The sequence below is a fragment of the Acidocella facilis ATCC 35904 genome (genome assembly GCF_000687875.1).
Classification (GTDB): Bacteria; Pseudomonadota; Alphaproteobacteria; order Acetobacterales; family Acetobacteraceae; genus Acidocella; species Acidocella facilis.
The window spans coordinates 14,487-28,012 of the sequence record NZ_JHYG01000008.1; the positions used below are offsets into that span (position 1 = coordinate 14,487).

11 protein-coding genes are annotated in these 13,526 nt (G+C 64.8%); 1 reads left to right on the forward strand and 10 read right to left on the reverse strand.

Annotated features, from left to right (window positions below; translation table 11 throughout):
• Positions 1-61 precede the first annotated feature (61 nt).
• From T331_RS0111640 to T331_RS0111650, 3 genes are read right to left on the reverse strand one after another with little or no spacing between them, the layout of a single operon-like run.
• Entirely contained in the window at positions 62-3,112 is a 3,051-nt protein-coding gene (locus T331_RS0111640) for an efflux RND transporter permease subunit (RefSeq protein WP_026440130.1), read from the reverse strand.
• Between the two features lie 7 nt (positions 3,113-3,119).
• On the reverse strand, positions 3,120-4,271 hold the full coding sequence (locus tag T331_RS0111645; protein WP_234730094.1) for an efflux RND transporter periplasmic adaptor subunit: 1,152 nt from the start codon (positions 4,269-4,271) through the stop codon (positions 3,120-3,122).
• Positions 4,268-5,776 (reverse strand): efflux transporter outer membrane subunit, encoded by a 1,509-nt coding sequence (locus T331_RS0111650; protein WP_234730095.1) that lies wholly within the window; start codon positions 5,774-5,776, stop codon positions 4,268-4,270. The genes T331_RS0111645 and T331_RS0111650 overlap by 4 nt, the downstream gene beginning before the upstream one ends.
• A 107-nt stretch (positions 5,777-5,883) precedes the next feature.
• Between T331_RS0111650 and T331_RS19220 the strand changes: the two genes are divergently transcribed.
• The gene (locus T331_RS19220; protein WP_081822227.1) at positions 5,884-6,528 is read left to right on the forward strand and encodes a TetR/AcrR family transcriptional regulator; all 645 of its coding nucleotides are present in this window, start codon (positions 5,884-5,886) and stop codon (positions 6,526-6,528) included.
• A gap of 90 nt (positions 6,529-6,618) precedes the next feature.
• Here T331_RS19220 and moaA read toward each other — a convergent pair whose 3' ends face one another.
• From moaA to T331_RS0111690, 7 genes are all read right to left on the reverse strand, one after another.
• A complete protein-coding gene (gene moaA / locus T331_RS0111660) occupies positions 6,619-7,590 on the reverse strand; it encodes a GTP 3',8-cyclase MoaA (RefSeq protein WP_026440133.1) in 972 nt (323 codons plus the stop codon).
• A gap of 36 nt (positions 7,591-7,626) precedes the next feature.
• Positions 7,627-7,803, reverse strand: a complete 177-nt coding sequence (locus T331_RS19500; protein ID WP_081822228.1) for a DUF3553 domain-containing protein — start codon at positions 7,801-7,803, stop codon at positions 7,627-7,629.
• Positions 7,790-8,422, reverse strand: coding sequence for an RluA family pseudouridine synthase (locus tag T331_RS0111670; RefSeq protein WP_035180033.1), 633 nt, complete (start codon positions 8,420-8,422; stop codon positions 7,790-7,792). Before T331_RS0111670 ends, T331_RS19500 begins: the two co-directional genes overlap by 14 nt.
• Positions 8,422-9,018, reverse strand: coding sequence for a GNAT family N-acetyltransferase (locus tag T331_RS0111675; protein ID WP_211248722.1), 597 nt, complete (start codon positions 9,016-9,018; stop codon positions 8,422-8,424). Before T331_RS0111675 ends, T331_RS0111670 begins: the two co-directional genes overlap by 1 nt.
• A gap of 164 nt (positions 9,019-9,182) precedes the next feature.
• Positions 9,183-11,093 carry an RNA polymerase sigma factor RpoD gene (gene rpoD, locus T331_RS0111680; RefSeq protein WP_026440136.1) on the reverse strand — a complete coding sequence of 637 codons (1,911 nt, stop codon included), beginning with the start codon at positions 11,091-11,093 and terminating at the stop codon, positions 9,183-9,185.
• Between the two features lie 79 nt (positions 11,094-11,172).
• Positions 11,173-13,002 carry a DNA primase gene (gene dnaG / locus T331_RS0111685; protein WP_026440137.1) on the reverse strand — a complete coding sequence of 610 codons (1,830 nt, stop codon included), beginning with the start codon at positions 13,000-13,002 and terminating at the stop codon, positions 11,173-11,175.
• Positions 13,003-13,461 (reverse strand): GatB/YqeY domain-containing protein, encoded by a 459-nt coding sequence (locus T331_RS0111690; protein WP_008493634.1) that lies wholly within the window; start codon positions 13,459-13,461, stop codon positions 13,003-13,005.
• Positions 13,462-13,526 lie beyond the last annotated feature (65 nt).

Sequence of the window (13,526 nt, forward strand, 5' to 3'; positions counted from 1 at the left end):
GCACGCGTTCGTTTCATGCACGCACAAATTGCCACAACTTAAAAGTTTTTCAACCTTTTATTTAGTTCGATACCGGTTTGTGATCCTCGGCCAGCACCAGATACACCGCCGGCACCACGAACAGCGTGAACAAGGTGCCGATGGACAGGCCCCCGGCGATCACCATGCCCATGGCATAGCGCGAGGCAGCACCGGCGCCATTGGCGAAGACCAGCGGCAGCACGCCGACCACCATCGCCGCCGTGGTCATCAAAATCGGCCGCAACCTGATATTGGCCGCATGCTCGATCGCCTCGCGCTTGCCCATGCCGGCCAGCCGCGCCTCGTTCGCCACCTCGGTCATCAGAATGCCGTGCTTGGAGACCAGCCCCATCAGCGTCACCAGCCCGACATCGGTATAGATATTCAGGCTCAGCCCGCCAATGCCGATATAGATGAAGATCAAGGCGCCAGCGATGGACATCGGCACCGAGACCAGGATGATCAGCGGGTCGCGGAAGGAGTTGAACAGAGCCGCCAGCGCCAGGAAGATGATGATCAGCGCGAAGGCAAAGGTGAAGATGAAGGCGCTGCTGGTCTGCACGAACTGGCGCATCAGCCCGCCATAATCCAGCGTGTCGTCCGGCGGCAGAATTTTCTTGGCCAGGCTTTGCAGCGTGTGCAGCGCATCCGCCTCGGCCACGCCCGGCGCCACCACCCCTTGCAAGGTTGCCGAATTCTGCTGCTGGAAATGATTGATCGTCTCCGGGATCACGCTGGTCTTGATGGTCGCGATCGAGGAGAGCGGGACATTGATGCCGCCGGAGGAGAGCACGTAATAATCGTTCAGATCGGCGACATTCAGCCGCGCGGCGCGCTGCGTCTGCGGGATCACCTTGTAGGAGCGGCCATCGAGATCGAAATAATTCACATAGCCGCCGCCCAGCGCCTCGCCCAGCGCCGCGCCGATCTGGCTCATATTCAGACCCAGTGCCGCCGCCTTGTCGCGGTCGATCACCACCTCCGCCTCCGGCTGGTCGATCTTCAGATCGCTCTGCAGGAAGATGAATTTGCCGCTGGCCAGCGCCGCCTGCAGCAGCTTCTGGGTGTCGGGATAGAGCACGTTGAAGTCGCTGGTGCTCTTCACCACGAACTGCACCGGCAGGCCCGAGGAGCCGGGCAACGGCGGCAGCGGGAAGGCGGCGACCTGCTGGCCGGCATCCACCTTGTTGGCATCCGCCTGCATCAGCGTCTGCAGCGTCGCGGCCGGGCGGCGCTCGCCCCAGGGCTTCAGCACCGTGCCGATGATGTTGGTGCCCGGCACGTCGATCTGAAAGCTGTGCGCGACGTCTGGATATTTCAGCAGCGAGGCGTTGAAATGGCTGTCCCACATGGCGCGCTGGCCGGTGGTGCTGTCCGGTGCCGAGGTGGAGCTGAACAGCACGATGCCCTGATCCTCCACCGGCGCCAGCTCGCTCTTCGCCCCGGCGGCGAGGAAATAGATGCTGCCGAGCACGATGGCCGCGAAGATCAGCGTCACCGGCACCGTCTCCAGGCTGGAATGCAGCATCCTGGTATAGGCGCGATGCACGCGGGCGAAGGCGGCATCGATGAAATTGATCAGCTTGCCTTCCCAGTTGGGCTGCTCGCGATCCACATGCTTGAGAAACCGCCCGCTCAGCATCGGCGTCAGGGTCAGCGCCACCACCGCCGAGATCGTCACCGAGCCCGCCAGTGTGAGCGCGAATTCGGTGAACAGCGCCCCGGTCAGGCCGGACTGGAAGGCGATCGGCACATAGACCGCGATCAACACCACCGTCATCGCCACGATCGGCCCGCCCAGCTCCGCCGCCGCGGCGCGCGCCGCCACCAGCGGGGTTTCACCGAGATCGAGATGGCGATTGACGTTTTCCACGACGATGATCGCATCATCCACCACCAGCCCGATCGCCAGAACCAGCGCCAGCAGGGTCAGCAGATTGATGGAGAACCCGAACGCCGCCATCATCGCGAAGGCGCCGATCAGCGAGAGCGGAATCGCCACCACCGGGATCAGCACCGAGCGCGGCGAGCCGAGGAAGGCGAACACCACCAAAGTCACGATCAGCAGCGCCTCCAGCAGCGATTCCACCACTTCGCGGATGGAGGCATTCACGAACACCGTGCTGTCATAGACAATCGCGCCGGTCAGGCCGGTGGGCAGATTGGTCTGGATTTCCGGCATGATCTTGCGCACGCCGGAAATCACGTTGAGCAGATTGGCCTGCGGTGCCACCTTGATGCCGATATAGACGCCGAGCTTGTTATCAAAGGTCACATGCTGGTCGTAGCTATCCGCCCCCAACTCCACCTTCGCCACATCCTTCAACCGGATGATGGCATTGTTCTGCTGCTTGAGAATGAGCTGGCCGAATTCGGCGGCGCTGTGCAGGCCGGTATTCGCGGTCAGCGTCACCTGCGTCATCGTGCCCTTGGTGTTGCCCAGGGCGGAGATGAAATCATTGGTGGAGAGCGCGGTCCAGACATCGCTGGGGGTGAGGCCGAAGGCGGCCAGCTTCTGCGGGTCCAGCCAGATGCGCATGGCATAATTCTGCCCGCCCAGAATCTCCGCCGTCTGCACGCCCTGCACCGCCTGCAGCTGCGGCTGCACGACGCGGGTGATATAGTCGGTGATCTGGTTGGCGTTCAGCACCGAGCTGCGAAAGCCGATATACATCGCATCGACCGACTGCCCCACCGCCAGCGTGATCACCGGCTGTTCGGTGCCGCTGGGCAGCTGGTTCAGCACCGAATTCACCCGCGCCGAAACCTCGGTGAGCGCCTGATCCGGATTATGGTTGAGCACCAGATTGATGGTGATGGTGGAGACGCTGATGCTGCTCGACGAGGTCATGTAGTCGATGCCATTGACCTGGGCGACGGCGTTTTCCAGCGGCGTGGTCACGAACCCCGCGATCGTATCCGGCGAGGCGCCGGGATAGGTCGTGGTGATGGTGATGGTGGCGTTCTCGGTCTCGGGGAATTGCTGCACCGGCAGCGTGCCCACCGCGCGCAAGCCCATGACCAGGATCAGCACGGACACGGCGATGGCCAGCACCGGCCGGGCGATGAAGAGATCGGTAAAGCGCTTCATCGCTTTTTCACTCGTTCGGCGGGTTCGGGTTGGGATCGTTGCTGGGCTGGATCGTGTTGTTCACCGCCACCGGCGAGCCATTATGCAGCTTCACCTGGCCGGCAGTGACAACTTCGTCGCCAGGCTTCACCCCATCCAGGATCTGCACCTGGTCACCGCGCGTCGCCCCCAGCGTCACGAACACCTGGTCAGCCACCAGCGCGTTGCCCTGGCCATGCTTCACCACATAGACGGTATCGCCATAAGAGCTGTAGGCGATGGCGGTCTGCGGCAGCGTCACCGCCTCCTTCGGCGCGCCGGTCTCCACCGAGACGCTGGCGAACATGCCCGGGCGCAGGCGCAGATCGTCATTCTGCAGCACGGCGCGCACGGCGATGGAGCGGGTGGCGGAATCCACCGTGGCGCCGATCGCGGCGATCTTCGCGGGGAAAGTCTGCCCCGGATAGGCGTCGATCTTCAAATTGACCACCTGCCCCACCTTCAGCGCCACCAGCGCCTGCTGCGGCAGGTAGAAATCCACAAAGAGCGGGCTCAGCTGCTCCAGCGTGACGATGGCGGTGCCGGGCTGCAGATACTGGCCCAGATTGACCTGGCGGATGCCCAGCCGGCCGGAGAAGGGGGCGCGGACGATCTTCTCATCCATGCTCGCCTGCTGCGCCGCCACCTGCGCCTGCGCGGCGGCGAGATTGGCGCGGTCCGTATCCACCGTGGATTGCGCCACGGCATTGGCGGCGAACTGCTTCAGGTCGCGGGCGTAATTGATCTCATCCAGCTTCGCCTGCGCCTGCAGCTGCGCCAGCACGGCGGGGTCGTTATTCGCGCGCAGTGTGAGCAGCACATCGCCCTTCTGCACATCCTGGCCGGATTCGAAATGGATGGTATCGACGATGCCGCCGACCTCGGCCGAGAGCGAGGCGCCATTGATAGCGGTCACCGTGCCGACGGACTGTATCGCCGGCTGCCAGGGTGTTTCCTGCGCCTGAATGGTCGCCACCGTCTGCACCTGATTGGCGAAGCCTTTCAGGAATTTGGCGATGAAGACCGCGCGCAGCGCCCCCCAGCCAAAGACCATGCCCAGAATAAGCACCACGATCAGCAGCATGATGATGGTGCGCTTCACGGGTCTGGCCGGCTTGCTCATTACGATGCTGTCCTTCATGGAATCACCCCGCAGCACTGGCTGGTCACGTCCTGGCGGTGCCACCAGCCGCCGCCCAGCGCCTGGTACAGCGCCGCGGTATCGGCCAGGCGCGTGGCCTTGGCCTTCACCGCGGCGATGTCGGCGGTCTGGTAGGTCACCTCGGCATTCAGCACCGCGGTGAAGGGCTGGCCGCCCAATTTATACTGCGCCTGGGTCACTTGCAGGCTTTGCGCCGCTGAATCGCGCGCGGTCTGCGCGGCGGCCAGCGTGGCGGCGTCATATTGCAGCGCCGTCAGCGCATCCGCGACATTCTGGAAGGCGGAGATGACGGTGGATTGATATTGCGCCCCAGCCCCGCGCAGCGCCGCCAGCGCGCCCTTGCGCTGCGCCGCCAGCTGCCCGCCTTCGAAAATCGGCTGGGTCAGCCCGGAGACGAGGTTCCAAAGCAGAGTCTGCGGCGTGAACAAGGTGCCGGGGGTGAGGGATTCGTGCCCGATCTGCGCCGAGAGCGTGATCTGCGGCAGCATATTCGCATCCGCGACGCCGACATTGGCCGAGGCCTCATGCAGCTGCGCGGCGGCGGCCTGGATGTCCGGCCGCTGCGCGACGATGGCGCTGGGCAGGCTCACCGGCAGATCCGCCGGCAGGGTCAGATCATCCAGCGTGAAGCTCTGCAGATGGAAATTGCCCGGAAACTGCCCGGCATAGGCGGCGAGCTGGTTCTGCGCCTGGGCGAGCTGGGATTGCAGCGGCGGCAGGCTGGCCTGCTGCTGCGCCAGGGTGGATTGCTGCTGCAGCACCTGCGCCTGCGGCACCCCACCCAGGCGCGCCTGGGTCTGCAAAATCGTCAGCAGCTTCTGCTCGTCGCCGATGACCTGCCGGGTCGCCTGGATCTGCCCGTTCAGCGAGGCCTCGTTGACCGCGGCGGTGACGATATTGGAGGTCAGCGTCAGATAGGAGGCTTCCAGCTCCCAGCGCTGATATTCGGCGGTGGCGATGTAATTCTCGATCTGCCGGCGCTCGCCACCGAACACGTCCACCGAATAAGAAACCGAGAGCGAGGCGTTATAGAGCGTGTAGGGCCGCAGCTTGGCGCCGCTGCCGCCGCCGAAGGCGGCAAGCCCGGCGGAGGAGCCCTGGTCGCGCTGCGCGCCGAGGCTGGAGGAGATGCTGGGGATCAGGCTGCCCTGGGCGGCGCGCACGGTTTCCTGCGCCTGCACCAAGGTCTCCTGCGCTGCTTTCAGACTGGGATTATTCGCCAGCGCCTGGGCGATCAGCGCATCCAGCGCCGGGGAGCGGAAGAGATGCCACCAATCACCAGGGATATCCGCCCCCGGCCGGAAGGCCTGCGCGGCGCCATCGGCGCGGCTGGTGGCGGCGGGGAGAGGCTGCGGCGTCAAGGCCACATTCGGGGCGGCGGGCGGATGGTAATTGGGGCCCACCGCGCAGCCGGCGAGCGCCGGCAGCAGCGCCAGAGCCAAGGCGGCTGAACTTACTCCGGAACGGAAACCAGCGGGTTTCATGCCAGCACGGGTACGTGGCTTTCCTCCTACCGTCAAGCTGATTTTTAACGGTATTATTTAAATATGAAAACTTGATGGTTTCCTTTGTGCCGCTCTATAGGTGATCCATGAGTCCCGCATTGCCGCCCGCCGAAACATCCCACCCCCCGTCGCCAGAACGGCTGGAGGCGCTGATTGCCGCGGCGGAACAGCTTTTCCTGAGCAAAGGCTACCACAACACCACCATGGCGGACATTGCGCGCCAGGCCGGCATGTCCAAGCGCACCGTCTATACGCTGGTGCCCTCCAAGGCGGATTTATTCGGCGAGCTGATGGCGCATCAGCGCCAGACCAGGCTGCAATTCCCCGAGCCGCCGCCTGGCGCCAGCCTGGAGGACACGCTCTGCGCCACCCTGGCGGCGCTGGCGCAATTCCTGCTGGACCCGGTGCAGATTGCCATGACCCGGCTGCTGATCACCGAATTCAGCCATGATCCGGATTTCACCCAGAGCTTCCTCGCCGGGCGGATGCGCAAGGGCAAGACGCATCTGCAAGGCTGCCTGGTGGAGATCGCGATCACCCAAGGGGCGAGCCCGGAAATGGCGGCGGAGATGTCGGGCATGTTGTTCGGCATGGCGCTGGGGGAATTCGTGTTCGGGGTGCTGTGCGGGCTGCGCACGGCGCCGGCGCCGAAAGTGCTGAACACCCGCATCCGCACGGCGGTGCGGATGTTCCTGGCCGGGGCAAAGGCGATCAAAGCCGAGGAAACATGAAAGTTTTTTGGTGCCGCTTTTTTACAAAAAAGCGGCGAAAAAAGTTCGGGGCGGTCGCACACACGTAGCCAACCCCCAAAAATCTGCGCCTCAGCCGCCCGTGACGGACATATGCCGCGCCACCGCCACCCGGCTGATGTCGAAATCATGCCCTTTCGGCTTCGCCGCGATGCCGCGCTCGATCGCCTGGATCAGCCCCGCATCATCCGCGCTGGCCCGCAGCGGCCGGCGCAGATCCACCGCATCCTCCTGGCCCAGGCACATATAAAGCGTGCCGGTGCAGGTCAGCCGCACCCGGTTGCAGCCCTCGCAGAAATTATGGCTGAGCGGGGTGATGAAGCCGATGCGCTGCCCGGTCTCCGCCACCCGCATATAGCGCGCCGGCCCGCCGGTCTGGTAATCGCTGGCGCTCAGGCTCCAACGCCGCGCCAGATCCCGGCGCACCGCCGCCAGCGGCAGATGTGTCTCTTCCCGGTGCGTCACCTCGCCCATCGGCATGGTCTCGATCAGGCAGAGATCGAAACCCTGGCGGCCGCACCATTCCAGCATGGCGTCGAACTCATCGTCATTCACGCCCTTCAGCGCCACCATGTTGATCTTCACCGCCAGTCCCGCCGCCTGCGCGGCCTCCAGCCCGGCCAGCACCTGGCCCAGCCGGCCCCAGCGGGTGATGCGGGCGAATTTCGCCTCATCCAGCGTGTCCAGGCTGACATTGATCCGCCTCACCCCGGCCTGCGCCAGCCCGGCCGCATGTTTGGCGAGCTGCGAACCGTTGGTGGTGAGCGTCAGCTCCTCCAGCCCCTGCCCCAGCCGGCTGCCCAGCCCCTCGATCAGGCTCATCACATTCCGGCGCACCAACGGCTCGCCGCCGGTCAGGCGCAGTTTTTTCACCCCCAGCCGGATGAAGGCGGCGCAAAGCCGCTCCATCTCTTCGAGCGTCAGCAGCTCATCCCTGGGCAGGAACTGCATATCCTCGGCCATGCAATAGGCGCAGCGGAAATCACAGCGGTCGGTCACCGAGACGCGGAGATAAGAGACAATACGGCCGAACGGATCGATCATGGCGCTCTATTTCGGACTGTTCCGGTCCGATTGCAATCACGCCGGATCGGCGAGGTCCAATATCACCCGATCCGTATCCACCAGCACCTTGCCGGCATGCTCGAAATTCACCGTCACCCGGTTGCCGATGGCGCTCTGCACCTGCCCCAGCCCCCAATCCGGGCGCTGCGGATGGCGGACATACTGGCCCGGCTCGTACTCAGAGCGTTCCAAGGCAGGCCTCCACGAAATCCGCCATATGCGCCGGCGGCGGTGCGGTGGCCGCCACCCCCAGCCCCGGCAGAACCAGCTTGCGCGCCAGCAGGCACATCATGCCCTGGCCATCGCCATAAACCGGATCGCCCAGCACCGCATGGCCCAGATGCGCGGCATGGGCGCGGATCTGATGGGTGCGGCCGGTATGCAGGATGAACTCCACCAGCGCCCGGCCATCATGCGTGCCGAGCACCCGCCAGCTGGTCCGCGCGCTGGCGCCTGCGGGCGAGACCACCATGCGCCAGCGCCGCTCCTGGGTTTCCTTCAGCAATGGCGCATTGATTTCCCCGGCTTCCTGCGCCGGCACCGAGCCGAGAATGCCCCAATAAAGCTTCTCCGCCTCGCCCGCCGCCAAGGCCGCCTGGGCCGCCAGCAGAAACTGCTTGCCGCGCGCCACCAGCAGGCAGCCCGCCGTATCCTGGTCCAGCCGGTGCGCCAGCCACGGCCCGGTATTGCCCCGGCGCCAGGCCGGGAAATGGTCCTCAACCGAGGCCCCGCCCGCGCGGCCGGGATAGACCGGCAGCCCCGCCGGCTTGTTCACCACCAGCGCCCGGTTATCCTGAAACAGCAGCTCCATCAGCGGCGCAGATGCTCTGGAATGGTGAAGCCCAGCCGGGTCGGGATATCCCACACCTCATCGCCCCGCCGATATTCCCGGAACCCCGCCGCCAGATAATTCGGCAGCGCACGGGGATGGTCGGCATTGCAGGTATTCACCGTCATGCCGCGCAGGGCGGTCGCGCCCTCGAACACCACATCCACCGCATGGTCCAGAAACGGCCGGCCCAGCCCGCGGCCGATAAAGCTTTGCCGCAGACCGAAATAATTCAGATTGATATAAGGCCAGTGGGCGGCATCCAGCTCATAGAACCCCGCCAGCTCGCCCCCTACCCGCAACAGATGCAGCGAGAGCGTGCTGGCGGCCAGATGCCGCTCCAGCATCGCATCCGGCATCACCCGGCGCAGCCACCAGAGCCAGGGCGTGCCGATTTCCTCGTAAAGGGCGCGGTAGCTCGCCAGATCCAGCCGCTCGCGGGTGACGGCGACACCCTCCGGCAGCACAATTTTCGGCCGCGCCGGCCGGGCCATCATCCGCAGGAAGATGACAGTGACATGAGCGCGCTCGGTCGCCTCACCCGGGGCCGGCTTTGCGTAATCCAGGATCTCGGGCATGGCGTTGCCTCACGGGTTTTGGGGGCCGGGGGCGTGACGGCTTCGTCGTCTCCACCTCAGGCGTTTTTTGCAGCTTTTTGAAAAAAGCTGCACCAAAAACTTCTACTAGAGCAATATCGGATCAGATGCCTGCATCTGATCCGATTAAGTTGCTCGCGAAACAATCAGTCGTCCAGGAAGCTACGCAGCTTGCGCGAGCGGCTGGGATGCTTGAGCTTGCGCAGCGCCTTCGCCTCGATCTGGCGGATACGCTCGCGGGTGACGTTGAATTGCTGGCCGACCTCTTCCAGCGTGTGGTCGGTATTCATGCCGATGCCAAAACGCATGCGCAGCACGCGCTCCTCACGCGGCGTCAAGGAGGAGAGCACGCGCGTCGCCGCCTCGCGCAGATTAGCCTGCACGGCAGCATCCAGCGGGATGATCGCCGCCTTATCCTCGATGAAATCGCCCAGATGGCTGTCTTCCTCGTCGCCGATCGGGGTTTCCAGCGAGATCGGCTCCTTGGCGATCTTCAGCACCTTGCGCACCTTCTCCAGCGGCATGCCGAGCTTCTCGGCCAGCTCCTCCGGGGTCGGCTCGCGGCCGATCTCGTGCAGCATCTGGCGCGAGGTGCGCACCAGCTTGTTGATCGTCTCGATCATATGCACCGGAATCCGGATGGTGCGGGCCTGATCGGCGATCGAGCGGGTGATCGCCTGGCGGATCCACCAGGTGGCGTAGGTGCTGAACTTATAGCCGCGGCGATATTCGAACTTATCCACCGCCTTCATCAGCCCGATATTGCCCTCCTGGATCAGATCCAGGAACTGCAGGCCGCGATTGGTGTATTTCTTCGCAATCGAGATCACCAGGCGCAGATTGGCCTCGATCATCTCTTTCTTGGCGCGCGTGCTGTCGCGCTCGCCGCGCGAAACCGTGGTGTAGACCCGGCGGAATTCCTCGATCGGCAGGCCCGCCTCGGCCGCGACCCGGCCGATCTGCGCGCGCAGCTCATTCGCCTGCGCGCCGTGCTTCTTGCCGAAATCCTTCCAGCCCTTGCCCGGCAGCTCCGCCACCGCCTCGACCCAGCCCGGATCCATCTCCCGGCCCCGGTAATGCGCCAGGAACTCATCACGCGGCACCTTGGTGCTCTCGGCCAGGCGCAAAAGCTGGCCCTCCAGCCCGTTCAGGCGCTGGTTCAGCACCTTCAGCTGCGCCACCAGCTCCTCGGTGCGATTATTATGCAGCCGCACCTGCTCAACCTTGGCGACCAGCTCATCGCGCAGCTTCTCATAGGCCTTCTCGTTGCGGGCATTCACATCCCCGCCGGCGGTCAGGTTCTCGATGCGCTTGGTCTGCATCTTCGAGAGCTTGTCGTAGAGCTTCTCGATCTCGTCGAAATTCTGGAAAATCTCGGGCTTGAGTTTCTCTTCCAGGGCCGAGAGGGACATGCCTGCGCCCTCGCCCTCCTCGTCCTCGTCCAGCTCCTCATTGGCGTCGAAACTCGCCGCCGCCTCAACCGGCTCGGCGCCGGCCTGCATGGCTTCGAGGTCGATCACGTCGCGCAGCAGCACCCGGCCATTATTCAGCGCCTCATGCCAGGCGATGATGGCGCGGAAGGTCAGCGGGCTCTCGCAGAGCCCGCGGATCATCATGTCCCGCCCGGCCTCGATGCGCTTGGCGATGGCGATTTCGCCTTCGCGCGAGAGCAGCTCCACCGTGCCCATCTCGCGCAGATACATGCGCACCGGATCGTCGGTACGGCTGACCGAGGCCTCGGAGATATTCCCCGACGGCTCGTCGTCGCTGTCCATCTCGTCCTTGGGCGCGGCGGCGGTCTCCGCCTCCTCGCTCTCCTCGGACTCGACCACCTGGATGCCCATTTCATTGAGCATCGCCATGATGTCTTCGATCTGCTCGGAGCTGTTCTGCTCCGCCGGCAGGACCGCGTTCAGCTCATCAAAGGTGATGTAGCCGCGCTCCTTGCCCTTGGCGATCAGGCGTTTGACGGCACCGGACTGGGTGTCGAGCACATTGGCATCCGCCTCTGCCTCGGGGGCGGCATTTTCCGTGGTGGCGGTCGGCTTGGTGGCCATGGTCAGGTCAGGTCTCCGGTCTAAGCGGCTCGTATATTTTACAAGTCATTTACTAGGCAACATGCGCGCCCAGAATGGTTCAGATTTCTTCAACCCCGGCCGCCCCCGTGCGGGCGCGGTCCAGCAGCTGCACATAGCGTATGAAGCGGTCGCTCGCGCTCTGGTCCTCAGGATGGGCCAGCCAGAAGGCCTGGGCTTCGTCACGCTGCCGACGCAACGAGTCGATGCTGAAATCCATCAATTCGTACAAACTCCACCAACTTCGTCCGGCTTCCGCCGGGCTTGCACCCTTGATGAGGCTCAATTCGGTCTTGGCCAGCGCCGCCAGTTCGGCGGCACGCGCAGCAAGGCCGAGCTTCCGGAGATGGGTGAGAAGCGATTCGGTGTCAAGGGTTTTGCCGGAGAGCACATAGGCGTGCAGCGCCTCCCGGAAGGGCTCATCCTCCGCCGGCAAGGCGATATTCGAGAACGGCTCCTCGAATTCCGGCAGCAAGGCCGGGTGGGCCAGCAGAATGGCCAGCATCAGCCGCGCCCGCCTGGCATTGGCGGCCTCCGCGTCCGGCGCGCTGCGCGGCGGGATCTTCACCGGTGGCGGCGGCGGGGCGAAGCGCCCGCCTTTGCCAAAGCCGCCAGGCTGGAAGCGCGGCGCCGGGGCGCGGCGGGTGGCGGCGAAAAACGCCTCTTTCAACGCGTTGCGATATTCCTCGGCCAGGAATTTATCCGGAATCGTGTTGGCCGCCCCCAGCAGGCGCTGGCGAAAGCGGGTGCGCCCCTCCGGGGTCGCCAGATCCTGCCCGGCCTTCAGCATGTCGAACAGCACGGCCGAGAGCGGCTGCGCCTTGCCCAACTCCGCCTCGAAGCCAGCCCGGCCTGCGCGCTTGATCAGGCTGTCAGGGTCGTCCTTGGCCGGCAGGCGCAGCAATTTCAGGGTTTTGTCGGGTGTGAGCTGGGTCAGCGCCAGCTCGGCGGTTTTCAGCGCGGCGCGCTGGCCGGCGGCATCGCCATCGAAACACAGCACCGGCGCCGGGGAGAGGCGCCAGATTTCCTCCAGATGCTCCTCGGTCAGCGCCGTACCCAGTGGCGCCACCGCCCCGCCAAACCCGGCCTGGGCCAAGGCGATGACATCCATATAGCCCTCGACCACGATCAAAACCGCGCCCTTGCGCACCGCCTCGCGCGCCAGATTGAGCCCGTAGAGCGAGCGGCGCTTGGAGAACAAGGCAGTTTCCGGGCCGTTCACATATTTCGGCTGGCCATCGCCCATGATCCGCCCGCCAAACGAGATCAGCGCCCCGCGCCGGTCGCGGATCGGGAACATCACCCGGCCGAAATACATATCCGTGGGGCCGCGCTCGCCTTGCTTCATCAGCCCGGCCTCGATCAGCTGGTCCGGCTTGATGTTCTGCCCGCGCAAGGCGGTGGCGAGCTGCCCCCTGCCCTCGCCGGAGAATCCCAGCTGAAACCGCCGGATGGTGTCGTCTGACAAGCCCCGCCCGCGCAGATAGGCCAAAGCCGCCCGCCCCTCCTGGCCCCAGAGCCAGAGCTGATATTCCTTGCAGGCGGCCTCCAGCACCTCGGAGAGGCTGGAGCGCCGGGCTTCGGCCTGGGCCGCCTGGGGGCTTTGCTTGGGCACCTCCAGCCCGGCCTGCCCGGCCAGATCCTCCACCGCCTCCATGAAGGAGGCGCCGGAGCTTTTCATCACGAAGCTGATGACATCCCCATGCTCGCCGCAGCCAAAGCAATGAAAATGGTCGTCATACACATAAAAGGATGGCGTCTTTTCCCCATGGAACGGGCAGCAGCCCTTGCGCTCGCGCCCGGAGCGGCTGAGCTTCACGCTCTTGCCGATCACGGTGGCGATCGGCAGCCGGGCGCGCAGCTCGTCGAGGAAATTCGCCGGGAGCGCCATTTAGCCGGCCAGAGCCGCCTTCACCGCCTGCGAGGCGACCCCCATATCCAAAGCCGCGCCATGCTTGGCCTTCAGCGCGCCGACAACCTTGCCCATATCCTTGGCCGAGCTGGCGCCGGTGGCGGCGATCGCCTCGGCGATGGCGGCGTTCAGGGCGTCGCCCTCCAGCGTCTGCGGCAGAAATTCGGAAATCACCGCGATCTCGGCCTCTTCCTTCGCCGCCAGCTCCTCACGCCCGCCCTGGCGATAAAGTGCGACCGAATCCCGGCGGGATTTGATCATCGAGCGCAGCATCGCCAGAATTTCATCATCCGGGATCTGCTCAACGCCTTTCGGCCGGGCGGCGATGTCGGTATCCTTCAGCTTGGCCTGGATCATGCGCAGCGCCGAGGTGCGCTCCGCATTGCGCGCCAGCATGGACGCCTTCACGGCGGCGGTCAGATCTTCGCGAATAGCCATTTCATACCCTCACTTGCTGGTCCGGAAAAAATTTCCGGACCGTCCTATTCCATAATTGAGATCGG